Genomic DNA, 23,903 nt, shown 5'->3' with positions numbered 1-23,903 from the left:
ACACCAAAAAACGCCGCCCCGATGGGCGGCGTTTTTATTTGCACACTGGAATCCGCCCAAGTGAAAGGTTAGGTCACGCCCTATGAAACAGTTCCTGCCCACACTGACCTTGCTTGCAACAGCCGCCTTTGTGCTGTCGCCCTATGTGACAGACCCGTTCAGCGGGTTTGACGCGCAGCGTTTTCCGGTCCCGCAGATTGACCCGCCAGTTCAGCCAGCGGGCTATGCGTTTGCGATCTGGGGCATCATCTATCTGTGGTTGGCGGTATTTGCCATCATGGGGGTCTATGCCCGCAGGCACGATGCCGACTGGCACCATGTGCAAGGCCCCATGATCCTTAGCCTTGGGCCGGGGGCCTTGTGGTTGTGGCTTGCGGGGTTTTCGCCGCTTGGCGCAACCGTGCTGATTTTCTGGATGCTGTTTTTTGCCATTCAAGCGCTGTTGCGCGCGCCAATGCGCGACCGATGGGTGCTTCAGGCACCTGTGGGCCTTTATGCGGGCTGGCTGACGGCGGCAGCGCATGTGTCGCTGGGGGTATCGCTGGGCGGCTATGGGCTTGTATCGTCGCAATGGGCGGCCATCATCGCACTTGCGGGCGCAACCGCGCTGGCAGTGTGGGTGCTGGCGCGCCGCCCCGACAGCCCTGATTACGGCGTTGCTGTCATCTGGGCCTTTATCGGGGTGTTGGTCGCCAATCTTGGGGGCACGGCCCTGATCATCGGGGCCACATCGGTGGCGCTGCTGATCGTCGTGCTGGCCAGTGCGCGCAACCTTTGGGCTGGACACACGCAGGCCGCGCTGTAACACAACGGTATCACACGGGCGCAAGCCATGGAACGGAGTGCCACATGCCAGATCATGACCCGCTGATCTTTCAACCCGATGGCAGCCTGACACGCCTGCGCGCAATCATGCGTGCCTTGCGCGACCCGGACACCGGCTGCCCATGGGATATCGAACAGGATTTTGCGTCCATCGCCCCCTACACGATCGAGGAGGCCTATGAAGTGGCCGATGCGATTGAAAAAGGCGACTGGCCCGCGCTTCAGGGCGAATTGGGGGATTTGCTGCTGCAAGTGGTCTATCACGCCCAGATGGCCGAAGAAGCAGGGCATTTCACCTTTGACGACATAACGCGCGGCATTTCCGACAAGATGGTCGCCCGCCACCCGCATGTGTTTGGCGATGAGCGCCGCGATAAAAGCGCGCAACAACAGGTGCAGGATTGGGAACGCGTCAAGGCCGCCGAACGGGCCGCGCGCGCGCAGGGCGGCGTTCTGGATGATGTGGCGCTTGGTCTGCCCGCCCTGATGCGTGCGGTGAAGCTGCAAAAACGCGCCGCGCGCGTGGGGTTTGACTGGCCATCCACCGATCAGGTTCTGGACAAGATACTTGAGGAATCGCGCGAATTGGTAGAAGCGCGCGACACGCTAAGCGATGTCGAGGTCGCGGAAGAATTCGGCGACCTGCTGTTTGTCATGGCCAACCTGGCGCGACACCTGAAACTGGACCCCGAAGAAGCCCTGCGCGCCGCAAACGCCAAATTCACCCGCCGGTTTCAAAGCATTGAACGCGCGCTTGCCGCACAAGGGCGCAGCCCTGCCGACAGCACATTGGACGAAATGGACACGCTTTGGAACGCCGCCAAAGCCCGGGAAAAACGCGATGCAGCCGAATGACAAAACCCTGACGGAGCAGGGGTTGCCCGCACAGGGGCGCGGCACAATTCTGTTGCTGGCTTGCGGTGCGCTGGCGCGTGAAATTCTGGCACTGAAGGCCGCCAATAGCTGGACACATATGGATTTGCTGTGCCTGCCAGCCAATCTGCACCTGTGGCCGGACCGTATTCCCGATGCGGTTGAAAAGGCCGTCATCCAGCACCGCGACCAGTATGAGACGATATTCGTCGTTTATGCCGATTGCGGGACTGGCGGATTGTTGCAGGCAAGATGTGACGCGCTGGGGGTGCAAATGGTGCCCGGCCCGCATTGCTATGCGTTTTTCGATGGCGTAGATGAATTTGCCGCCCGGTCCGGGCAAGAAATCACGGCCTTCTACCTGACCGATTTTCTGGTGCGCCAGTTTGATGCCTTTGTCTGGAAACCTATGGGATTTGACCGTCACCCCGAACTGATCCAGATGATGTTCGGCAATTACACCAAGCTGATCTATCAGGCCCAGACCAATGATCCCGACCTTGATGAAAAGGCGAAGGATGCCGCACGCAGGCTGGGTCTGGCCTATGAACGGCGGTTTACGGGATATGGTGATCTGGCGCGGGAGTTGTCGCGGCTGTAACGGCGATTCTGCCCTTTTGCGATCATTCGCGCTTGGCCAAAGCCCGTGCCATCGGTGGGCCGGGGTCTGCCGATCCGGCGTTGGTGAAGTTCACTTTATGCGGGCTGCATAATCCCAAGATCATAGGCTTGGCGTGCCATCAGCCAAATCGGCAGGCCGCGGGACGGCCCACCGATGGCGCGGCGGGCTTCGCCCTTTGCTCCGCGCCTTGGGCATTCCCACTGACCGCAAAGGCCAAAAGCGAAACAGGACATGTCGATCCGCTCTCACCACGGCTTCGGCCCGAAATGCAAATCAGCCGCAGCGAATCAGATAGGCCGTTGCCGAACCGGCGGCTTCTGAATGCAACAGGTGGTGGCCGGATTGCTGACAAAAATGCGGAATATCAATCACCGCCGCCGGATCAGACGCCAGCACGCGCAAGACCTGTCCGGGTGCCATCTGCTGCAACCGCTTTCGCGCCTTCAGAACCGGCAACGGGCATAGCAGGCCAATGGCATCAACTTCGTGATCGGCGACAATCTGGCACGTCATTTGCTGCGCCCCTTGCGGGCGCGCGGCGGGCGCGGTGTCAGCCCTTCTTGCAACAGCGCAGTCATGGGGTGGTCGGGGGCATGAGTGCCGTATTGGTCCAGCATGGCGCGAATTGCCTGCAACGGTTCTTGCCCGACAGGCAAACTCAGCGCCCAGTCAATCAGGATCGACCGGCATTCATCCATGCTGATTCCATCCATCCGGTAGCTTTCGCGGATCAGCCCCTTCGGGTCATGTGCGTGTGTCATTCTCAGCGTCATCCTGCATCGCCGCATCAGGGGCAAAAATTGAATCTATCACCGTTGCCGACATTGTGCACATGTCTTTCAGCCTGTCGGCCAGAATACTGACGCTTTCGCAGCCGACCGAATTCAGGATGAACTTCTGCCCGCCACGACCAAGATCTGCGACATCGGAAATCTTGTCGGCCAGTTGCCGCCCCGTTGCCTGCATCGTCCAGCACAGGCGATAGGCGCGCAGCAGGCACTGCTCGTCCTGCGCGCTGATCACCCCGGCTTTGGCACCGGCGCGCAATTGTTGCTCTACACGGCGCGCATGATGGCCCGCCGCAAGCGCGCAAAATTGTGCCGCCAGTTCGATATCCATCAGCCGCCCCGGCCCTGCCTTGGCATCCCACAGGCCATGCGCGGGTTTGGCCTCGGACAGTCTGGCGCGCATATCGGCCACATCCTTGCGGATATTTGCGCCGGTGGATTTGTCCTGCAACAGCGTCCGGCGCAGCCCTTCGATCGTCTCGCCCAGCCCCACCGAGCCTGCAACCCGCCGCGCGCGCGTCAGCGCCAGATGTTCCCATGTCCATGCCTCGTTGAACTGATAGTCGCGAAACGCGGTCAGGCTGGTCGCAACAGGGCCTTGCCGCCCCGATGGGCGCAGCCGCATATCCACCTCATACAGGCGCCCTTCGGCAGTGGGTGCGCTGATGGCCGTAAGATACGCCTTGGTCAGGCGGGCAAAATAGCTGCGTGTGTCCAGCGGGCGCGGCCCGGCAGAGTTTTCGGACGGATCGGCATCATAAATCACGATCAGATCCACATCTGACGCTGCGTTCAGCCGTCCTGCCCCAAGCGACCCCATGCCAAGAACAACAGCCCCCTGTCCCGGCGGCGGGCCATGTTTGCGCGCAAATTCCGCCACCACGACAGGCCACAACGCGCCCAGTGTCGCTTCTGCCAGCGACGCGTATTCTGTGCCTGCCTCGAACGCGTCAATCAACCCGCGCAGGTGATGCACGCCAACCCTGAAATGCCATTCCCGCGCCCAGACGCGCGCGGCGTCCAGCTGACGTTCATAATCATCCAGCTGCGCCAGACGGTCGGCAAGGTCGTTTTGCAAGGATGCGGTTCCCGGCCATGGTGCAAAGAACCCGCCGCCGATGACAGCGTCGAACACTGCCGCGTTGCGCGACAGATAGCTGGCCAGCCGCGGCGATGTGGCGCAGATATCCACGATAAGATCGATCAGTTGCGGGTTGGCCTCGAACAGGGCGAACAGCTGCACACCGGCAGGCAGCCCCCCCAGAAATCGGTCGAACTGCACAAGTGCCGCTTCGGGGTCTGCCGCATCGTGCAGCCGTGTCAGCAATGCGGGCCGCACGCGCTTGAACAATTCTTTGGCGCGATCAGACCGCAGCGCTGCATAACTGCGCCAGCCTTCGATAATATCTTGCTGGGTGTCGGACAGGTCGGGTTCTTCCACGCTGTCGCCCGTATCCGGTGTAAAAAACCCTTCGGTCAGTTCGGCCACGTCGCGCAACCTGCGCAAAAGGCGGTCACGGAATGTGCCGGTGTTGTCCAGTCCGACGAAATGCGCAATCCGGTCCAGCCCTTCGGCACTGGTCGGCAGTTTCTGGGTCTGGGCGTCCTGAACCATTTGCAGGCGGTGCTCGATCTCGCGGTGCTCAGCATAATGCGCGGTCAGTTTTTCAGCCACATCTGCGGGAATCCACCCTTTGGCGGCCAGTGCGGCCAGCCCGTCAACCGTGCGCGAGCTGCGCAAATCAGGATCGCGCCCGCCCGCAATCAACTGGCGGGTCTGCGTGAAAAATTCGATCTCGCGGATGCCGCCCTGCCCCAGTTTGATATCATGCCCTTCCAGACACAGCGCGCCCCCCAGACCCTTATGCGCCTTGATGCGCAGGCGCATGTCATGGGCATCCTGAATGGCCGCGAAATCCAGATGTCTGCGCCACACGAAGGGGCGCAGCGTTTCCAGAAACCGCCGCCCTGCGGCCAGATCCCCCGCACAGGGCCGCGCCTTGATATAGGCCGCGCGTTCCCATGTCCGCCCAACGCTTTCGTAATAGCGCTCGGCCGCATCCATCGACAGGCACACAGGCGTCACCGACGGGTCGGGGCGCAGGCGCAGATCGGTGCGGAACACATACCCTTCGGCGGTGTAGTCGGACAGCAACCCGCACAGTTTGCGCGTCACACGAATGAAACTGGCGCGCGCATCCAGATAGTCATCGGCGCTGAAACGGGTTTCATCAAACAGGCAGATCAGATCGATGTCAGACGAATAGTTCAACTCTCTCGCGCCCATCTTGCCCATGGCCAGCACCACCATACCCGCACCAGTCGCTGCATCCTCGGGCACTGCGCCGGGCAGCTTCTTGCGCCGGATTTCATCAGCAACAAGGGCTGTCAGGGCGACATGGGTGGCGCGGTCGGCCAGATCGCTAAGCGCGCCGGTGACCTGATCCAGCGACCAGACCCCGCCCAGATCGGCCAGCGCCGCCAGCAGGGCAACGCGGCGTTTGGCCTGCCGCAGCCGCGCGGACATGTCCGGCAGCGCAACACCGTCCAGTGCATCCAGTTCCGTTTGCAGATAGTCCCAGGGGTCGGTGACAAACGCACCCTCTATCCAGTCGCGTTCACGCGCCATCAGCGTTTTCAGATAGGGGCTGCACCCGGCCGCGCCGTCAATCAGGTCTGCCTGCTGCGGGGTCAGGGCAGGGAAAAGCGCGCGCGCCTCCGTGCCTGCGGCGCGGTCATAGGGAATCGGGAAGCGGGTGATTGGCCAGAAATTCATGCGGCAACAGTGCCTTTCGTTGCGCGCAAGGTCAATTCGGCCAAGGGCGAAACAGACCCTATTTCATGACGCATCATATGAATTACCCCGTTTGCGGGCGGGTTCGGCATGAAGCCGAAAACAGGCGCATTTGCGCGCCACTTGCGGCGCTTGTCTTTGCCGCGCAAAGGTAGTCTGAATGCGCCCATGACCCTGCTTGATCCGCTGCTTTACAGTTTTGTCTTTCTTGGCCTGTTTTCACCCGGCCCGAATGTCGTGATGTTGACGGCATCGGGGGCGCGTTTCGGGTTCAGGCAAACCATGCCGCACCTTTTGGGCGTCGTCATTGGCGTGGGCATCACGGCGGGTGTTACCGGCCTTGGGGTGGGCGCGCTGATTCTGGCCAATCCCGCGCTTGGGTTGGTGCTGCGCGTGCTGGCCGCAAGCTGGATTTTGTATATGGCGTGGTCCTATTTCAACGCGACCCGCCGTCCGGCATCGGACACGCAGGACACCGGCCAGCCCATGACACTGCTGCAAGCGGCCCTGTTTCAGTGGATTAACCCGAAAGTGTGGGCAATAGCGTTTGCGGCATCGGCGGGCTATGGCGCAGGAATGACGCCCGCGCTGGAAGGGCTGCGCCTTGGTCTGGCGTTCAGTTCTGTCAATCTTGGGGTCTGTCTGTTCTGGACCAGTGCGGGCGCGCTGCTGACAACGCTTTTACGCAACCCGCGCCACTGGCGTGTTTTCATGCGCGTCATGGCGGGGTTGCTTGCGCTGTCGGCATTAATGGTGTTCGTCTGACCCCTTTTCTGACGCTTCGTAATGGCCCCCTTGTCATGGCGCGCAAATCTGGTAGCGTCTTTTGATCAAATTCACGGGAGTAACAGCCATGGCCCTTGACCGCCCCACACCCAATGATCTGCGTGCCTTCTGGATGCCGTTCACAGCCAACCGCCAGTTCAAGCAGGCCCCGCGCATGCTGGTGGCCGCTGATGGCATGTTCTACACCACATCGGACGGGCGGCAGGTGCTGGACGGCACGGCAGGGCTTTGGTGCTGCAACGCAGGCCACAAGCGCCCGAAAATTACCGAAGCCATCCAGAAACAGGTCGAGGAACTGGACTATGCGCCTGCATTCCAGATGGGCCACCCCAAAGCGTTTGAATTGGCAAACCGTCTGGTGGACCTTGCGCCCGAAGGCATAGACCATGCGTTTTTCACCAATTCGGGGTCCGAAAGCGTGGAAACCGCGCTGAAAATCGCGCTGGCCTATCACCGCGCCAAGGGCGACGCCAGCCGCACCCGCCTGATCGGGCGCGAGCGGGGCTATCACGGCGTGAATTTCGGCGGTATTTCGGTCGGTGGGATCGTCAGTAACCGCCGCCATTTCGGCGCGATGCTGGTGGGTGTGGATCATATGCCCCACACCCATATCCCGCAAAACCAGTGGTCAAAGGGCCAGCCGGAACATGGCGCAGATATTGCGGACGAGTTGGAACGCATTGTGGCGCTGCACGGCGCGGATACAATTGCGGCGGTCATTGTTGAACCGGTGGCAGGGTCCACAGGCGTTCTGATCCCGCCCAAGGGCTATTTGCAGCGCCTGCGCGACATCACACGCAAACATGGTATTCTGCTGATCTTTGATGAAGTGATCACCGGCTTTGGCCGCCTTGGCAGCCCCTTTGCAGCCCAGCATTTCGATGTGATGCCCGACATGATCACCTGCGCCAAAGGGCTGACCAATGGTGTGATTCCCATGGGCGCAGTGCTGACAACGGCTGAAATCCATGATGCGTTCATGACCGGCCCCGAAAACCTGATCGAGCTGTTTCACGGCTACACCTATTCCGGCAGCCCGATTGCATCGGCAGCAGGGCTTGCCACGCTGGAGACATACCGCGAAGAAGCGCTGTTTGAACGCGCGGCGGAAATGGCCCCCTATTGGGAAGAAGCAGTGCATTCGCTGAAGGGCCGCCGCCATGTCATCGACATTCGCAATATGGGCCTTATCGGCGCGGTGGAGTTGGAACCAATCGCGGGCGCGCCCACGCAACGCGCCTTTAACGCCTTCCTGAAAGCCTATGAAAAGGGCGTGCTGATTCGCACGACCGGCGATATTATCGCCATGTCGCCCCCGCTGATCATTGAAAAAGCGCATATCGACCAGTTGATCGGCACCCTTGCGGACGTTCTGGACAATCTGGACTGATTATATGAGCAAATCGTTGAAACGTGTGGCCCGCGCCCTGTCGGATGCGGGCCTGCCCGACACCATTGTTGAAGCTGGTGAAACCCGCACCGCCGAACAGGCCGCAGCCGCATGCGGCTGCGAAATTGACCAGATCGTGAAATCAATCATCTTTTGCGGGGTCTCATCGGGGGCGGTGCGGCTTTTCCTGACCGCAGGCGGCAACCGCGTCTGTGCGCAAAAAGCATCCCGCCTGACGGGCGAGGAGTTGGGGCGCGCGGATGTGGGCCTTGTGCGTGCAACCACCGGTTTTGCCATTGGCGGTGTCGCCCCGATAGGCCATCTGACCCCGCAACCCACATGGGTTGATCCCCGCCTGCTTGAATTCGCAACTGTGTGGGCCGCGGCAGGAACACCACGCCATGTCTTTTCAATTGCCCCCCGCGTGCTTATGTCATTGTCGAATGCAACACTTGCGGATTTTGTCGAATGACCCTGCCCGACCCAGAGATGCAGCCTGAATTTTATGCCGATGTGCCGTTGAAGCGCGTCGGTGCCTGGGCGATTGATCTGGTGGTCACGCTGCTGCTTACGCTGGTCGGGGTGGTCCTGACCCTGTTTGTCAGCGTGTTTTTCCTGCCGGCCCTGTTTGCCGTTGTCGCAATCGGGTATCGCACCGTGATGCTGGCACGTTACGGCGCGACGTTGGGCATGATGGCAACGGCCCTGAAATGGCGCGGAATTGACGGGCGCACACCTGACGCGATAACCGCATTCTGGTACAGCGCCATGTATGTGGGCATGTGGACGGTATTCCCGCTTCAGGCGGCATCCATGGTCATGATCCTGTTGACGCCCTATCGGCAGGGTTTACATGATTTTGTCCTGAATACCACAATGCTACACCGTATCGCCCCGCAATAGCGCATTGAACCAATGATGGCTTGGCGCGACAGCAAAGCCTTGCTAATGTGCCAGCCATCCCATTGCCAACAAGTTTAGACTCATGCGCCATAGCCTACCAACCATTCCGCAATTTTATGTGACGGCCCCGCAACCCTGCCCCTACCTAAAGGGACGCATGGAACGGAAGCTGTTCACGGCATTGCAGGGTGATCAGGCAGAGGCGATGAACGACACGCTGTCCAAGCAGGGGTTCCGGCGGTCCCAGAATGTGCTGTATCGTCCGTCCTGTTCGGATTGCCGCGCCTGTTTGTCCGCACGCATTCGTGTGGCCGATTTCACACCATCACGCAGCCAGCGGCGCACGCGGAAACGCAATAACGCGCTGATGCGCGAAGTAAACAGCGCATGGGCCACAGAAGAACAATATGACCTGTTCCGCAGCTATCTGGACACGCGCCATGCAGATGGCGGCATGGCCGATATGGATGTCTTCGAATTTGCCGCCATGGTCGAGGAAACGCCGGTGCGCACACGCGTGATCGAATACCGCAGCCCGTCAGAGGACGACAAAAGGGAATTATCCGCTGTCTGCCTGACCGATGTGCTGGATGACGGGCTGAGTCTGGTTTATTCCTTCTTCGATCCGGCGATGGATAAACACTCGCTTGGGCAATATATCATTCTGGACCATATCGAACTTGCGCGCGCCGCAGGGCTGCCTTTTGTGTATCTGGGCTATTGGGTGCCCGGCAGCCCGAAAATGAACTACAAGGCGGGCTTCAACGCATTGGAAGTGTATCACGAAGGGCAGTGGCGCGATCTGGGCGACCCGTCGGATTATTCAAGTGCAACGCACCCGCTGTCAGTGCCACCAATCGCCGAACAGGTGACCCAACTCGTCATGCCCCGCGAAATGTCCGCGCCCGTGGGCCTGTCGCAACGCATACCGCTACGGGGCTAACCGCCCTGCCCCTGCCGCCCCCTGCGCGTGCGGTCATTGCGGGCGAAACAGTTTCCACGCCAGCCAAACGCGCGAAACAGCGGTCACAAGGCACAACACGCCGAACCCGAATGCCAGCGGCACAAACCAGTTTGGCAGCAAGCATAAGGCAATAAAGAACAGTATCGTTTCCGTGCCTTCCAGCAACCCGCCGGTGAAATACAGCGATTTCACACCATGGGTGTCAGTGTTCATCCTGCGCCGTTCTGCCAGCACCGAAAAGCCCAGAAACGACCCTGCATTGACATAAAAGCTTAGCAACAAAAACGCCCCCGCCACCCCATGCGCGGCCGGGTCCAGAATGACAAAGGCCAAGGGAACAGCCGCATAAAAAACATAGTCACAGGTGATGTCCAGATACCCGCCGAAATCACTGACCCCATGCGCGCGCGCCACGGCCCCGTCCAGCCCGTCGGCCAGACGCGACGCCAAAATCAGCAACACTGCCAGAATATAGGCCTGCGCCACAATCGCACATGCCGCCGCAATCCCGAACGCAAGCCCGACAAGGGTGACCGTGTTCGCACTGAACCCCAATCTTGCGATCTGCCCGCCGATCCTGTTCAGCGGCGGATCAATCAGCGGGCGGATATGACGATCAAGCATGTCTGCGGCCTTTCACCATCAGGGCTTTGCCGAACTTGCCCTTGCCCCATGCAGTTTTGCATATTCGCCATGGCGTGTGTGGTTCAATCACAACAAAAATCATCCGGCGCCCGTCCCTTATCTGGCTATTGATACGCGCGGCCAAAACAGAATGTTTCAAAAAAATTCATCCAGATCGCGCATCAAAGTCTTTTTGCGTGAAACAGTTTGCCTTGGCGCGCGTATATGCACAAAAGAGCCGGACAAAAAGGACATGATATGAAAACCTTGATACTGGGAACGGTGCTGGGCCTTGGCAGTTTGCTGCACGCCCCTGCACTGGCACACGATGTTGACCCGAAAAATTGGGACATGGTGCTGGAACAGGCGCGCGGTCAGACAGTTTACTGGCATGCATGGGGCGGGGATGCACGGATCAATGCGTTCATTTCCTCGGTCGGGGATGATTTGCAGGCGCGCCACGGTGTCACGCTGGAACATGTGCGGCTGGCGGACACGGCGGATGCTGTCACCCGTGTCCTTTCCGAACGCAGTGCCGGACGCGATGCGGGCGGCGCAGTGGATGCGATCTGGATCAACGGGGCCAATTTCGCGTCGATGAAGGAACAGGGCCTGCTGTTTGGCCCCTTTGCCACGGATCTGCCGAATTGGGCGCTGGTGGATACGGATGCAAACCCCAGTATTGAAGTGGATTTCACCCTGCCGGTCGACGGGTTTGGCAGCCCTTGGGCCATGTTCCAGATGGTGTTTGAATATGACAGCGCCACCCTGCGGGAGCCGCCGCGCACGCTGGATGCCCTGCGCGGATGGATTGCGGAAAATCCGGGGCGGTTCACCTATCCGCAACCGCCCGATTTTCTGGGCACCAGTTTTCTGAAACAGGCGCTGTATGGCGTGCTGGATGATCCTGCCATCCTGCTGTCCCCCACAGATGATGTGGATTATGATGCGGTGACAGCCCCCCTCTGGGCCTTTCTGGATGAGATCACGCCCAATCTGTGGCGGCAGGGGCGCGCCTATCCTGCCAATGAACCCGCACTTGGGCAGTTGCTGGCCGATGGGGAAACCGACATCGCGTTTGCCTTCAATCCGGGGCGGGCATCGGCGGCCATAGCAGATGGCGAATTGCAAGACAGCGTGCGCACCTATGTGTTTGACGAAGGGACGCTGGCGAATTCGTCCTATCTGTCCATCCCCTATAATGCCGCCAACAAGGCAGGTGCGCTGGTGCTGGCAAACATGATCCTTGACCCCGAGATTCAGGCCCGCGCACAAGACCCTGATGTGCTGGGCTTTCAGACCGTGCTGGGGTTGCACTTGCTGGAACCACAGGACCGCGCGCGGTTCGATGCGCTGGAACTGGGCATTGCCACCCTTGCCCCCGACCAGATGGGCGCGGGCCTGCTGGAGCCGCACCCAACATGGATGACCCGCATTGCCGAGGACTGGGCCGCGCGATACGGCACAGGGCAGTAACATGCACCCCCCGCGCGGCTGGTCGCTGGTGCCATGGGTCAGCATTGCGGTGCTGGCCCTGCCGGTGCTGGCGGGCCTTGCGGGCGTTATTGCGCCCGCCTTTGGCTACATGCCAGCCTTGGGGGGACATGCTGTCACGCTTGATGCGTGGCGCGCGACCCTTGGCTGGCCGGGCCTGCCCGCCGCGATACGCCTGTCGGTTGTCACGGGTGTAACTGCCACCGCGCTGTCGCTGACCCTGACCATCCTTATTGTGGCGGCATGGCAGGGCACGCGCAGTTTCACCTGGGTGACACGCGCGCTTGCGCCCTTGCTGGCGCTGCCCCATGCGGCGGCCGCGTTCGGGCTGGCCTTTCTGATTGCGCCTTCGGGCTGGATGGCGCGGGCGGTATCGCCCGCCCTGACAGGCTGGGACCGCCCGCCCGACCTGCTGATCGTCAATGACCCGTGGGGGCTGGCACTGGTCGCGGGGCTGGTGATCAAGGAAGTGCCGTTTCTGCTGTTGATGACGCTGGCCGCGCTGGGGCAGTCCGACAGCCTGCGCAGCCAGCTTGTCGCGCGGTCTTTGGGGTATGGGCGCGTCACGGGCTGGCTGAAAACCGTGCTGCCGCGCGTATACCCGCAAATCCGCCTGCCGGTTTATGCGGTGCTGGCCTATTCCATGTCGGTGGTGGATGTCGCGCTGATCCTTGGGCCAACGCGCCCGCCGACACTGGCGGTGCAGATCCTTGACTGGATGACCCGCCCAGACCTGTCCATGCGCTTTCAGGCGGCGGCGGGCGCGGTGGTGCAACTGGCGCTGGTGCTGGGGGTGCTGGGCCTGTGGCGGCTGGGCGAACATGGGGTGGCGCGCTGGGGGCGTGTCTGGGTGGCAAATGGCGGGCGCGGCGTGCTGGCCGACCACAGCTTGCGGCCACTGGCGGCCATGGGGGCGCTGCTGATCGGGGGGGCCGTGGCGCTGGGGCTGGCGGGGCTGGTGGTGTGGTCCTTCACCACGATGTGGCGCTTTCCGGACCTGCTGCCGCAAGCCTTCGGCTTGCGCAACTGGACAGGCCAGATGGGCAGTCTTGGCCCCATCACACGCGACACGGGCCTGATTGCGCTGGGGGCCACGGCCATTGCCATGGCACTAAGTGTGTCGGTGCTGGAAGCGGAAGCGCGCGGACACAAAACCCATGCCATCGCGCTGATTTACCTGCCCCTGATTGCGCCGCAAATCGCGTTTTTGCCGGGGCTTGCCAGTTTTGCGCTGACTCTCGGGCTGGACGGGTCGCGGGTGGCGGTCATGGCGCTGCATCTGGTGTTCGTGCTGCCCTATGTCTATCTGTCGCTGGCTGATCCATGGCGCGCATGGGACGCGCGCGCGGGCCTGTCGGCGCAAGCGCTTGGGGCTGGTCCGTGGCGCGTGCTTTGGGCCGTGCGCCTGCCGATGCTGGCGCGCCCCTTGCTGATTGCGTTTGCAGTGGGATTTGCCACATCGGTTGCGCAATACCTGCCCACACTGCTGATCGGCGCGGGGCGCGTGACCACTGTTACCACCGAAGCGGTGGCCCTTGCCAGTTCGGGCAACCGCCGCCTGATCGGGGTTTGGGCGGTGGTCCAGATGGCGTTGCCGATGGTTGTTTTCGCGCTGGCACTTGTGCTGCCCGCCTTGCTTTTCCGCCGCCGCCAAGGCATGCGCATAACATGACCCTGCGCCTTGAAACCCTGAGCATCACGCTGGCCGGTCGTGTGCTGGCCCAACTGGACCTGAGTGTTTCAGGGGGCGAGGTGCTGACCATCATGGGCCCGTCAGGTTGCGGCAAATCCACTGTCCTTGCAGCCCTGATCGGAGCCTTGCCGCCTGCCTTCCGCATGCGCGGGCAAATCTGGCTGAATGGCGTGAATGTAACGCAGACACCCACCCATGCGCGGCGCATGGGCATTCTGTTTCAAAATGACATCCTGTTCCCGCATATGTCGGTTGCGGGCAATCTGGGATTCGGGTTGCCCAAACACCTGCCCGACCGCGCAACCCTGATCGACACCGCCTTGATTGAGGCCGGATTGCCCGGCATGGGCGCGCGCGATCCGGCCACATTGTCAGGCGGGCAGCGCGCGCGCGTGGCGTTGATGCGCAGCCTGTTGTCGGCCCCGCGCGCGCTTTTGCTGGACGAGCCGTTTTCAAGTCTGGACAGCGATATGCGCGCCAGCATGCGCCGGTTCGTGTTTGACCGCGCCCGCGCGCGGGGCCTGCCGGTGATCCTTGTGACCCATGATCATGATGATGCCCGTGCCGCCGCAGGTCCGGTCGTCACGGTGATGGGAAAGCCGGTCAAAGACGAACGCCTGACCCCATAGATGCAAGCTGCAAGCGATGGCGGAATTTGGCCTGAAAGGGACGTTGGGGATTCTTAAGGCGCGGAATCAAGGCCGAAGGCCGCCGCGCCATAGGTCTGGCCGTCCCGCGGCCTGCCGATTTGGCCAGTGACACACCAGGCCTTTGAACGCAGGAGTATGCAGCTTGCATAAAGTGAACTTCACCAACGTCGGACCGGCAGACCCCGGCCCACCGATGGCGCGGGCTTTGTCCAGGTTTGAGCCTCCCCTTCAGGCCACTTGTGTCAACGACATCATTTCTGACGCCAGTTGATTTCCACCTTAATTCGCCTTGCGTGTGGGCATGAAGGGCAGCGGCACAACAGGAACACCATCGTCCAGCAGGGCTTTGGCCTCCTGCGGGCGGGCCTCGCCATAGATCGGGCGGTCGGGTATATCCCCCAGATACATCGCACGGGCCTGAGATGCGAAATTATCCCCGACATAGTCGGAATGCGCCTCGATATGGGCGCGCAATTCCCGAAGTTTCGCGGCCAGTTCGGGCCTGTGCTCAGGGCTATGTTCGCGGCTGTGTCCGGTATCGGTGGCGGGCTGTGCGGATTGGGCGGGCGGCTGGCCCTGCGCCACGGCAGGGGCCATCAATGCCTTCTCAACCGCTGTGTCACCGCAGACCGGACAGGCAACAAGTTCACGGGTTTTCAGGCTGTCAAACGCCGCGCCAGACTGGAACCAGCTTTCGAAGCCGTGCCCCTGCGCACATCTGAGAGAGAATTTGATCATGATCCACGACCCCTGATATTCCATAGGTGTAGTTAAACGCTGATGCGCGTAATTCAAGTTGAAACGCTTGTCCGCAGGTCAAACTGCCCTAGCTTTAACGCTGATATGACGGGGTTTTCGATGCGTGTGGTAATCTTCATTATTCTTGGCGTCATGCTGGCATTGCCTGCACAGGCGTTCACATTCACGGGCCTTGACGGCCAAACGCTGGATTTGAACGACTGGCGCGGGCAACCTGTGCTGGTGGTCAACACTGCATCACTGTGCGGGTTTACGCGTCAATATGGGGACATGCAGGACGTGTATGCCGATTACGGGCCGCGCGGTCTGGTTGTTCTGGCGGTCCCGTCCGATGATTTCCGGCAGGAATTGTCCAGCAATGAAGAGGTCGAGGATTTCTGCCGCGTGCAAACCGGCCTGACATTCCCCATCACCGAAATCACCAATGTGCGCGGTCCGGATGCGCACCCGTTCTATCGCTGGCTGAAGGATACGCATGGCGCGGTGCCCACATGGAATTTCAACAAGGCCCTGATTGGCCCGGACGGTGAATTCATGGGGTTCTGGGGGTCGGGCACGCGCCCCAATGCGCGCACAATCACACGGCAAATTCGCGCAGCGCTTCCGTGACGCCGCGTTTCATCGGGTCGGGCATCTATCGCGGGTCCAGCTACGGCGCATGGCACCCGCTGCATATTCCGCGCGTGTCCACGGTGATGGACCTTGCGCGTGCATTGGGGTGGCTGCCCCTGTCGCAATACCACACCAGCCCGCGCGCCAAGCCCAAGGCGCTGACATCATTCCACACCCCCGACTATATCACCGCCCTGATGAAGGCCGAAGCGCTGCAAGCGGTGACAGACGCAACACGCGCGCGCCACGGGCTGGGCACAACAGCCAATCCGGTATTCGCCGAAATGTTCCGCCGCCCCGCCACAGGCGCAGGCGGGGTGATGCTGGCGGCAGAATTGCTGCGTGATGGCGGCGTGGCGCATGTGCCCGGTGGCGGCACACATCATGCCATGGCCGACCGCGCGAACGGGTTTTGCTATCTGAATGACCCTGTGCTGTGCCTGCTGGCACTGCGGCAAATGGGGCTTACGCGCATTGCCTATGTCGATATTGACGCGCATCATTGCGACGGGGTGAACGCAGCACTTGCCGGTGCGCCAGATATGCTGATGATATCGATCCATGAAGACCGCCGCTGGCCCTATACGGGCGCACTGGGCGATGATGCAGGCGGGCGGGCGCTGAACCTGCCGGTGCCGCGCGGATTCAATGACACCGAGATGCGCCACATCCTGCACCAGCTTGTTATGCCCGTGCTGGAACGGTTCGACCCGCAGGCGGTGGTGTTGCAATGCGGGTCCGACGCCATTGAAGAAGACCCGCTGTCGCGGCTGGCGCTGTCCAATAACGCCCATGTGGAAACCGCGCTGGCGCTGCGCGATCTGTCACCGCGCCTGATTGTGCTGGGGGGCGGGGGCTATAACCCGTGGTCGGTCGCGCGCTGCTGGACGCGGGTGTGGGGCGCGCTGAACGGCCATATGGCCGAAGGCCCCCTGCCAGATGCCGCGCAAGGTGTCTTGCGCGCGCTTACCTGGAACCGGCGGGGCGCGGGGCGCACGCCCCTTGATCACTGGAAAACCACACTGAACGACCCTGCGCGCGAAGGACCGGTGCGGCCTGAAATCACCGACGGCGTGGCCAGTCTGCATGCGCGATTTGACGCCACGTCACCACATTCGCGGCACCATGGGCCACAGGGTCGGAAAAAAACCGCCCAATGCCCTGCCCCAAGTCCATAGGCCACCTTGCGCCGCCCCCTGCACAAGCCTATGAAGTGGCGCGAAAACCGTGTGGAGGGGTCGGCCAATGCCGCTTCTGGTAATGAAATTCGGCGGCACCTCGGTTGCGGATCTGGAACGGATTCGCAACGCGGCGCAAAAGGTCAAGGCAGAGGTCGCGCGCGGCTATGACGTGATCGTCATCGTCTCGGCGATGTCGGGCAAGACCAATGAACTGGTCGGCTGGGTCAATGAAACCTCGCCCATGTATGACGCGCGTGAATATGACGCCGTTGTCAGTTCGGGCGAGAATGTGACTGCGGGCCTGATGGCGCTGACGTTGCAGGAAATGGAAGTGCCCGCGCGCAGCTGGCAAGGCTGGCAAGTGCCCATTCAGACCACCAGCGCCCATGGTGCGGCGCGGTTTGTCGATATTCCACGCGCCAATCTGGACGCCAAATTTTCCGAAGGGTTCAAGGTTGCCGTGATCGCGGGTTTTCAGGGTGTCAGCCCTGAAGGGCGCATTACCACATTGGGGCGCGGCGGGTCTGATACCACGGCGGTGGCCTTTGCTGCCGCGTTCGATGCAGAACGCTGCGACATTTATACGGATGTCGACGGCATCTATACCACCGACCCGCGCATTACGTCCAAGGCGCGCAAGCTGGACAAGATCAGTTTTGAAGAGATGCTGGAACTGGCCAGCCTTGGCGCGAAGGTGCTGCAAACGCGGTCCGTCGAGTTGGCGATGCGCTACAAGGTGCGGCTGCGCGTGCTGTCATCTTTTGATGATACGGATGAAACATCAGGAACCCTGGTCTGTGATGAGGATGAAATCATGGAATCGAAAGTCGTGTCTGGCGTGGCCTATAGCCGCGAAGAAGCCAAGCTGACCCTTGTCACTGTCGAAGACCGCCCCGGCATTGCCGCCGCCATTTTCGGGCCATTGTCCGAAGCAGGCGTCAATGTGGACATGATCGTCCAGAATATTTCCGAACAAAACTACAAGGGCCGCGAAAAGCCGGTCACCGACATGACATTTTCCTGCCCTGTCGATCAGGTGACACGCGCGCGCAAGGCGCTGGAAGCGGCGCGCGATGCCGGTTCCATCAGCTATGATGCGCTGGAAATAGATGAGGACGCAGCCAAGGTTTCGGTTGTGGGCATCGGCATGCGCAGTCATGCAGGCGTTGCCGCGCGTATGTTCCGCGCATTGGCGGATGAAGGTGTCAACATCAAGGTCATTGCGACATCAGAAATCAAGATTTCAGTCCTGATTGACAGGAAATATATGGAACTGGCTGTTCAGGCGCTTCATGATGCGTTTGAACTGGACAAGGCAGGCTGACCCACCAGCCTGCAGAAATTTGGAGGGGCCATGCCCCACAGAACACAAACTGACAGCCGCATTCTATTGCGCCGGTTGCGCGACACGCTTGCACAGGGCAGCCCCGGACAGGAGCGGCTGGACAGGATCACGACAATCATAGCCGAATCCATGCATACGGATGTCTGTTCGGTCTATCTGTTCCGCGACCCCGACACGCTGGAACTGTGCGCGACCGAAGGGTTGAAGCCGGAATCAGTGCATCACACCCGTTTGCGGCTGGGCGAAGGGCTGGTGGGCAAGTCAGCGCGACTGGCCCGCCCCATCAATACCGCCAACGCCCCGGCCGAGGCAGGTTTTCGCTACATGCCCGAAACCGGCGAGGATGTTTTCACATCATTTCTGGGGGTGCCGATCCAGCGTTTGGGCGAACGCCTTGGCGTTCTGGTCGTCCAGTCACGCGAATCGCGCCTGTATTCCGAGGACGAGATTTACGGCCTTGAAGTGGTCGCGATGGTGCTTGCGGAAATGACCGAACTGGGCGCTTTCGTGGGTATGTCCGCCGACATGCCGTCACCGCATATGAGTCAGGCTGTCTTGCATGGCATTCCCGCCCAGGAAGGAGAGGCCGAGGGCAATGTCTGGCTGCATCAGCCGCGTGTGGTGATCACCAATCTGGTCAATGATGATTCCGAGGCCGAGCTGGAGCGCCTGCAACAGGCGGTCAACGCACTGCGCGGATCCGTCGATGACATGCTGGCCGCGACCCGTTCGCGCGACAAGGAACATATGGAAGTGCTGCAAACATACCGCATGTTTGCCCATTCCCGCGGCTGGCTGAAGCGGATGGAAGAAGACATCCGCCTTGGCCTGTCGGCAGAAGCCGCCGTCGAAAAGGAACAATCCGAAGCGCGCGCGCGGCTTGAAACAGTGCCGGACGCCTATCTGCGCGACCGGTTGCATGATCTGGATGACCTGTCGAACCGCCTGCTGCGCATTCTGACAGGCCAGGGACATGAAACCGGCGCGGAAATGCCCGAACGCCCCATTCTGGTGGCGCGCAATATCGGGCCGGGTGAATTGCTGGAATATGGCCGCAAGCTGCGCGGTGTGGTGCTGGAAGAAGGGTCTGTCGGCAGTCATGCCGCGATTGTGGCGCGTGCGCTGGCCATTCCATTGGTTATCAATGTGCAGCGCATCACCACCGATGCACTGAATGGCGATCATATTCTGGTCGATGGCACCGAAGGCGTGGTGCATCTGCGCCCCGATGACAGCATCAGTTCGGCATTCCGTGACAAGATGGCGATGCAGGCCAAGGCACAGGAACGCTATGCCAGCCTGCGCGACCAACCGGCAACCGCCCTGTGCGGAACGCGTATCAGCCTGAAGATGAATGCGGGCCTGATGGCGGATTTGCCGTCCCTGCCCAGTTCCGGCGCAGAAGCCGTGGGCCTGTTTCGCACCGAATTGCAGTTCCTGATCCGTGACAAAATGCCCAAACGGTCCGAACTGGTGGTGAATTACACCCGCGTTCTGGACGCGGCCAAGGACAAGAAGGTGTATTTCCGCACCCTCGATATAGGGTCTGACAAGGTCATGCCCTATATGAAACGCCCGGATGAACCGAACCCCGCAATGGGCTGGCGGGCGCTGCGTGTGGGCTTGGACAAGCCCGGTGTGCTGCGCATGCAGTTGCAGGCCCTGATCCGCGCCGCCGCCGGACGCCCGCTAAGTGTCATGTTCCCGCTGGTGGCACAGGCCAGCGAATTCGACCGTGCCCGCGATGTGCTGATGCGCGAATTGGACCGCGAACGCCGGCTTGGCCATATCCTGCCCGAGAAGGTGGAAGTGGGCACCATGCTGGAAACCCCGTCACTGGCCTATGCGCCTGACAGTTTCTTTCAAAGCGTGGATTTCATCTCGATCGGCGGGAATGACCTGAAACAGTTCTTTTTTGCCGCTGATCGTGAAAATGAACTGGTGCGGCGCAGGTATGACACGCTGAACCTTAGCTTTCTGGCCTTCCTTCAGCATATTGTGGATCGGTGTCATGTTGCGGGAACCGACCTGTCCTTTTGTGGCGAGGATGCTGGGCGTCCGCTTGATGCGCTGGCGTTCGCGGGAATCGGCATTCAGGCGCTGTCCATGCGCCCTGCATCCATAGGGCCGGTCAAGTCGCTGATCCGGCGGGCCAACCTGAATGAAGTTTCTGAAATCATTGCGCGCAGTCGCGTAAAGGGTGCGGAAAGTGCGCGCCCTGCCTTGCTGGATTATGTGGCCGCACTGCCCTGATCGATACTGTCTTGCGCACTCTTCGCGTCTTGGGCGGGGTCATACTGCACGACAGTGCCACGCACACCGCCCCACGCCCCCTGCACTAGTTCCAGCCCCAGAATACGCGCGGGGTTCGTGGGCGGCGGCATATGGACCCCCTCCAGACGGTGAAAGCCGAAGCGCTGGTAATAGGGTTCATCGCCCACCAGAAGCACCCGCGCCCAGCCCAGATGTGCGGCGCGCGTCAGGCTTTCGCGCATCAGCCAGCCGCCAAGCCCTTCGCCCTGATGGGTCGGGTGAACGGCAATTGGTCCCAGCAGCAAAACATCGTGGCCTGCGACACATACAGGCCAGAACCGGATCGCCGCCGCAACGCCACTGTCATCGCGCAGCAACAGACACAGGCCAGCCACAGGCGCCACAACTTCGCGCAGGCGGTAGGATGACAGCGCTTCACGCCCCGGTGCGAAGCACAGGTCATAAAGGGCCTCGACCTCCCACCAGTCCGAATTAGTTTCCTGAAATAACCGCATGATCTGTTCCCTGCGCCATCAGCGCTGGCAGCCGCCCTAGCATGAGGCTACACTGGGCGCAAACCTAGAAGAGGCACACTTTGTTTTACGAACCCCGCAACGGTCACGGGTTGCCGCATAACCCGCTCAACGCCATCGTGACCCCCCGTCCTATCGGGTGGATTTCCACGCGCGGGCGCGATGGTCATGACAATCTGGCACCGTATTCGTTTTTCAACGCTGTCGCCTATGAACCGCCACAGGTGATGTTTGCATCCACCAGCGCCAAGGCCGACCGCGACGGCACCAAGGACAGCGTGGCCAATATTCATGAAACCGGCGCCTTTTGCGTCAATATCGTGGAACATGCCGCGCGCGATGTCATGAACACCACATCCGGCCCGTGGCCGCGTCAGGTCGATGAATTCCAGAAAGCAGGAATTCCGCGTGAACCCTGCCAGATGATTGATGCCACACGCGTGGCAAATGCCCCTGCCGCACTGGAATGCCGGATGACCCAGATTATCAGACTGGCGGGAGAGGCCAATTTTCTGGTTCTGGGCGAAGTTGTCGGCGTGCATATGCGTGATGACTGCATGCGCGACGGCATGTTCGACATTACCAGCTTCAAGCCGCTGGCGCGCTGCGGCTACCGCGACTACGCCGTCGTTGAACAGGTGTTCAGTCTGAAACGCCCCGGAGAGTGACACCAGCGCGCATGGAAACACTAGGCTGGAAGAATCCGGTCTGAAGGAGAGGTTGATCCCTGGACAAAGCCCGCGCCATAGGTCGGGCCGGGGTCTGCCGATCCGGCGTTGGTGAAGTTCACTTTATGCAGGCTGCATACTCCTGCGTTCAACGGTCTGGCCTGCTATCAGAGTAATCGGCAGGCCGCGGGACGGCCCGCCTATGGCGCGGCGGGCTTCGCCCTTTGCTCCGCGCCTTGGGGCGTTCCCTTCCGGCCGGCACTGCCCGCAAACCGCCTGCTTCAACCTGACCGGATCACGCGGCTCACGCCGGTCAGGCCAGCCATTCGCTGAATTCATCAATAACGCTGGCGTAAATGTCGCGCTTGAACGGCACGATGGCGGCCAGCATGTCCTGCGCGGTAATCCAGCGCCATTGCGAAAATTCAGGGTGCTGCGTCTGGATGTCGATCTGGTCATCGCGGCCGGTGAAGCGCATCAGAAACCAGCGCTGTTTCTGCCCGCGAAAGCGTCCTTTCCAGATGCGCGGCACAATGTCATGCGGCAGGTCATAGGCCAGCCAGTCCCGCGTTTCGGCCAGCGGCACCACCAGATCGGGGGTGACACTGATTTCTTCGTTCAATTCGCGCAACGCGGCAGTGCCGGGGGTTTCGCCTGCATCAATGCCCCCTTGCGGCATTTGCCATGCAGGGATCGCGCTATCAATGCGTTGGGCCGCAAAAATCAGCCCGTCCGCATTTATCAGCATCACCCCCACGCAAGGACGATAGGGCAGTTGCGCTATTTGTTCCGGCGTCATGGCGTGTGTTTACCGCCCGTTCAGCGCAGTCAGACCCCGCAGGATATCCAGCGCATAGGCAAGCTGGTAATCGTCCTGACGCAGGCGTGCGACATCTTCGGCCTGTCTGCGCTCTTCCTCCAGCTGGCGACGCTCGTCATCCGTAATATCGCTGTTGTCCAACCGCCCGCGCAGGTCGTTTTCAGACCGCGTGCGTGGCGCCTCGGCCTGATCTTCCTCGATCGGTTGGCGGCGCGGCTGTTCGACAACAATATCCGGGGACACGCCCAGCGCCTGAATGGACCGGCCCGAGGGGGTATAATAGCGCGATGTCGTCAACCGGATCGCGCCATCCCCGCGCAAGGGCACCACGGTCTGAACCGACCCTTTGCCGAAACTGCGCGTGCCCACCACAATGGCGCGGCGGTGGTCCTGCAACGCGCCCGCCACGATTTCAGACGCAGACGCAGACCCTGCATTGACCAGCACAACCATCGGCTTGCCTTCGATCAGATCGCCCGACTGAGCATTGAACCGCTCGCCGCCGCCTTCATTGCGTCCGCGGGTCGAGACAATCTCGCCGCGGTCCATGAAGGCATCGGACACGCGAATGGCCTGTGTCAGCAAACCGCCCGGATTGTTGCGCAAATCCAGCACAACCCCGCCCAGCTCGTCCAGCCCGCCGAGTTCGTCAACGGCCTCTTGCAAGCCGTCGCGCAGGTTGGGGAAGGTTTGCTCGTTAAATGTCGTCACACGCAGGATGACGTTATTTCCTTCGGTGCGCACACGCACGGCCTGAAGGCGGATGGTGTCGCGGATGATCGACAGATCGAACGGTTCGGCGACACCTTCGCGAATGACAGTGATAATGATTTCGGACCCGACAGGGCCGCGCATCAGATCAACGGCTTGCGACAGGTTCAGGCCCATCAGCGCTTCGCCATCGACATGGGTAATCAGATCGCCCGGTTCCACGCCTGCCTGATCGGCGGGTGTGCCGTCCATTGGGGTCACGACCTTGATGAACCCGTCTTCCTGCGTCACCTCTATGCCAAGCCCGCCGAAGGACCCGCGCGTCTGGGTGCGCATGTCGTCATAATCATCGGGCGGCAGATAGCCTGAATGCGGGTCCAGCGATGTCAGCATGCCGTTTATTGCAGCTTCAATCAGCTTGGCGGTTTCGACATCATCCACATATTGGTTACGGATGCGTTCAAACACATCACCGAACAGGTCAAGCTGTTCATAGACCGAACTGGTCTGACCACGTTCCTGTGCCAGCAGCGGGGCTGCAACCTGCGTGGCCAGCACCACACCCGCAAGCGCACCGCCAAATCCTGCCACAACGTAACGTTTCATGATTTTGAT

At 61.0% G+C, this 23,903-nt stretch carries 25 protein-coding genes; 17 read left to right on the top strand and 8 right to left on the bottom strand.

What is annotated here, in order from left to right:
• The first annotated feature begins 82 nt into the window (after positions 1-82).
• The 3 genes from P8S53_RS06800 to P8S53_RS06790 are packed head-to-tail and all read left to right on the top strand — an operon-like array spanning position 83 to position 2,299.
• The gene (locus P8S53_RS06800; RefSeq protein WP_277806386.1) at positions 83-805 is read left to right on the top strand and encodes a hypothetical protein; all 723 of its coding nucleotides are present in this window, start codon (positions 83-85) and stop codon (positions 803-805) included.
• 44 nt (positions 806-849) lie between these two features.
• Complete coding sequence (mazG, locus tag P8S53_RS06795) at positions 850-1,680, top strand: nucleoside triphosphate pyrophosphohydrolase (RefSeq protein ID WP_277806385.1); 831 nt, start codon at positions 850-852, stop codon at positions 1,678-1,680.
• The gene (locus P8S53_RS06790) at positions 1,667-2,299 is read left to right on the top strand and encodes a DUF1638 domain-containing protein (RefSeq protein ID WP_277806384.1); all 633 of its coding nucleotides are present in this window, start codon (positions 1,667-1,669) and stop codon (positions 2,297-2,299) included. The genes mazG and P8S53_RS06790 overlap by 14 nt, the downstream gene beginning before the upstream one ends.
• A 294-nt stretch (positions 2,300-2,593) precedes the next feature.
• On the opposite strand, the gene P8S53_RS06785 is transcribed toward P8S53_RS06790, so the two are convergent.
• From P8S53_RS06785 to P8S53_RS06775, 3 genes are read right to left on the bottom strand one after another with little or no spacing between them, the layout of a single operon-like run.
• The gene (locus tag P8S53_RS06785; RefSeq protein ID WP_277806383.1) at positions 2,594-2,833 is read right to left on the bottom strand and encodes a sulfurtransferase TusA family protein; all 240 of its coding nucleotides are present in this window, start codon (positions 2,831-2,833) and stop codon (positions 2,594-2,596) included.
• Positions 2,830-3,081 carry a hypothetical protein gene (locus P8S53_RS06780; RefSeq protein WP_277806382.1) on the bottom strand — a complete coding sequence of 84 codons (252 nt, stop codon included), beginning with the start codon at positions 3,079-3,081 and terminating at the stop codon, positions 2,830-2,832. Before P8S53_RS06780 ends, P8S53_RS06785 begins: the two co-directional genes overlap by 4 nt.
• The gene (locus P8S53_RS06775) at positions 3,065-5,884 is read right to left on the bottom strand and encodes a hypothetical protein (protein WP_277806381.1); all 2,820 of its coding nucleotides are present in this window, start codon (positions 5,882-5,884) and stop codon (positions 3,065-3,067) included. Before P8S53_RS06775 ends, P8S53_RS06780 begins: the two co-directional genes overlap by 17 nt.
• Positions 5,885-6,070: 186 nt before the next feature.
• On the opposite strand from P8S53_RS06775, the gene P8S53_RS06770 reads away from it, so the two are divergent.
• The 5 genes from P8S53_RS06770 (at position 6,071) to P8S53_RS06750 (ending at position 9,924) form a co-directional block, all read left to right on the top strand.
• Positions 6,071-6,667 carry a LysE family translocator gene (locus P8S53_RS06770; RefSeq protein ID WP_277806380.1) on the top strand — a complete coding sequence of 199 codons (597 nt, stop codon included), beginning with the start codon at positions 6,071-6,073 and terminating at the stop codon, positions 6,665-6,667.
• A gap of 88 nt (positions 6,668-6,755) precedes the next feature.
• A complete protein-coding gene (locus P8S53_RS06765) occupies positions 6,756-8,078 on the top strand; it encodes an aspartate aminotransferase family protein (RefSeq protein WP_277806379.1) in 1,323 nt (440 codons plus the stop codon).
• Positions 8,079-8,082: 4 nt separating this feature from the next.
• On the top strand, positions 8,083-8,550 hold the full coding sequence (locus P8S53_RS06760; RefSeq protein WP_277806378.1) for a YbaK/EbsC family protein: 468 nt from the start codon (positions 8,083-8,085) through the stop codon (positions 8,548-8,550).
• A complete protein-coding gene (locus tag P8S53_RS06755) occupies positions 8,547-8,981 on the top strand; it encodes an RDD family protein (protein WP_277806377.1) in 435 nt (144 codons plus the stop codon). Before P8S53_RS06760 ends, P8S53_RS06755 begins: the two co-directional genes overlap by 4 nt.
• Before the next feature lie 82 nt (positions 8,982-9,063).
• Entirely contained in the window at positions 9,064-9,924 is an 861-nt protein-coding gene (locus P8S53_RS06750) for an arginyltransferase (RefSeq protein WP_277806376.1), read from the top strand.
• Positions 9,925-9,957: 33 nt separating this feature from the next.
• On the opposite strand, the gene P8S53_RS06745 is transcribed toward P8S53_RS06750, so the two are convergent.
• The gene (locus tag P8S53_RS06745) at positions 9,958-10,569 is read right to left on the bottom strand and encodes a CDP-alcohol phosphatidyltransferase family protein (RefSeq protein WP_277806375.1); all 612 of its coding nucleotides are present in this window, start codon (positions 10,567-10,569) and stop codon (positions 9,958-9,960) included.
• Between P8S53_RS06745 and P8S53_RS06740 the strand changes: the two genes are divergently transcribed.
• From P8S53_RS06740 to P8S53_RS06725, 4 genes are read left to right on the top strand one after another with little or no spacing between them, the layout of a single operon-like run.
• The gene (locus tag P8S53_RS06740) at positions 10,568-10,831 is read left to right on the top strand and encodes a hypothetical protein (protein ID WP_277806374.1); all 264 of its coding nucleotides are present in this window, start codon (positions 10,568-10,570) and stop codon (positions 10,829-10,831) included. The two genes, P8S53_RS06745 and P8S53_RS06740, sit on opposite strands and share 2 nt — an antisense overlap.
• Complete coding sequence (locus tag P8S53_RS06735; RefSeq protein WP_277806373.1) at positions 10,828-12,045, top strand: ABC transporter substrate-binding protein; 1,218 nt, start codon at positions 10,828-10,830, stop codon at positions 12,043-12,045. Before P8S53_RS06740 ends, P8S53_RS06735 begins: the two co-directional genes overlap by 4 nt.
• Position 12,046: 1 nt before the next feature.
• Positions 12,047-13,735, top strand: coding sequence for an ABC transporter permease (locus P8S53_RS06730; RefSeq protein WP_277806372.1), 1,689 nt, complete (start codon positions 12,047-12,049; stop codon positions 13,733-13,735).
• Positions 13,732-14,385 (top strand): ATP-binding cassette domain-containing protein, encoded by a 654-nt coding sequence (locus P8S53_RS06725; RefSeq protein WP_277806371.1) that lies wholly within the window; start codon positions 13,732-13,734, stop codon positions 14,383-14,385. The genes P8S53_RS06730 and P8S53_RS06725 overlap by 4 nt, the downstream gene beginning before the upstream one ends.
• 300 nt (positions 14,386-14,685) lie before the next feature.
• Here P8S53_RS06725 and P8S53_RS06720 read toward each other — a convergent pair whose 3' ends face one another.
• Positions 14,686-15,144: a DUF1178 family protein gene (locus tag P8S53_RS06720; protein ID WP_277806370.1), complete on the bottom strand. Its 459-nt coding sequence runs from the start codon at positions 15,142-15,144 to the stop codon at positions 14,686-14,688.
• Between the two features lie 120 nt (positions 15,145-15,264).
• On the opposite strand from P8S53_RS06720, the gene P8S53_RS06715 reads away from it, so the two are divergent.
• From P8S53_RS06715 to ptsP, 4 genes are all read left to right on the top strand, one after another.
• On the top strand, positions 15,265-15,774 hold the full coding sequence (locus P8S53_RS06715; RefSeq protein ID WP_277806369.1) for a glutathione peroxidase: 510 nt from the start codon (positions 15,265-15,267) through the stop codon (positions 15,772-15,774).
• Positions 15,771-16,955, top strand: coding sequence for an acetoin utilization protein AcuC (locus P8S53_RS06710; RefSeq protein ID WP_277806368.1), 1,185 nt, complete (start codon positions 15,771-15,773; stop codon positions 16,953-16,955). The genes P8S53_RS06715 and P8S53_RS06710 overlap by 4 nt, the downstream gene beginning before the upstream one ends.
• Before the next feature lie 67 nt (positions 16,956-17,022).
• Entirely contained in the window at positions 17,023-18,282 is a 1,260-nt protein-coding gene (locus P8S53_RS06705) for an aspartate kinase (protein WP_277806367.1), read from the top strand.
• 30 nt (positions 18,283-18,312) lie between these two features.
• Positions 18,313-20,556 carry a phosphoenolpyruvate--protein phosphotransferase gene (ptsP, locus tag P8S53_RS06700; protein ID WP_277806366.1) on the top strand — a complete coding sequence of 748 codons (2,244 nt, stop codon included), beginning with the start codon at positions 18,313-18,315 and terminating at the stop codon, positions 20,554-20,556.
• Here ptsP and P8S53_RS06695 read toward each other — a convergent pair.
• Complete coding sequence (locus tag P8S53_RS06695) at positions 20,535-21,071, bottom strand: GNAT family N-acetyltransferase (protein ID WP_277806365.1); 537 nt, start codon at positions 21,069-21,071, stop codon at positions 20,535-20,537. The two genes, ptsP and P8S53_RS06695, sit on opposite strands and share 22 nt — an antisense overlap.
• Positions 21,072-21,151: 80 nt before the next feature.
• On the opposite strand from P8S53_RS06695, the gene P8S53_RS06690 reads away from it, so the two are divergent.
• A complete protein-coding gene (locus P8S53_RS06690; protein ID WP_277806364.1) occupies positions 21,152-21,757 on the top strand; it encodes a flavin reductase family protein in 606 nt (201 codons plus the stop codon).
• 313 nt (positions 21,758-22,070) lie between these two features.
• Here P8S53_RS06690 and P8S53_RS06685 read toward each other — a convergent pair whose 3' ends face one another.
• Positions 22,071-22,556 carry an RNA pyrophosphohydrolase gene (locus tag P8S53_RS06685; RefSeq protein ID WP_277806363.1) on the bottom strand — a complete coding sequence of 162 codons (486 nt, stop codon included), beginning with the start codon at positions 22,554-22,556 and terminating at the stop codon, positions 22,071-22,073.
• Positions 22,557-22,565: 9 nt separating this feature from the next.
• Positions 22,566-23,894 carry a S41 family peptidase gene (locus P8S53_RS06680; RefSeq protein ID WP_277806362.1) on the bottom strand — a complete coding sequence of 443 codons (1,329 nt, stop codon included), beginning with the start codon at positions 23,892-23,894 and terminating at the stop codon, positions 22,566-22,568.
• Between the last annotated feature and the right edge of the window lie 9 nt (positions 23,895-23,903).

Source organism: Roseinatronobacter sp. S2 (assembly GCF_029581395.1).
Taxonomy (GTDB): domain Bacteria; phylum Pseudomonadota; class Alphaproteobacteria; order Rhodobacterales; family Rhodobacteraceae; genus Roseinatronobacter.
The sequence above is the reverse complement of the archived record's forward strand: the minus strand, read 5'-3'. Positions and strand labels throughout refer to the sequence as shown.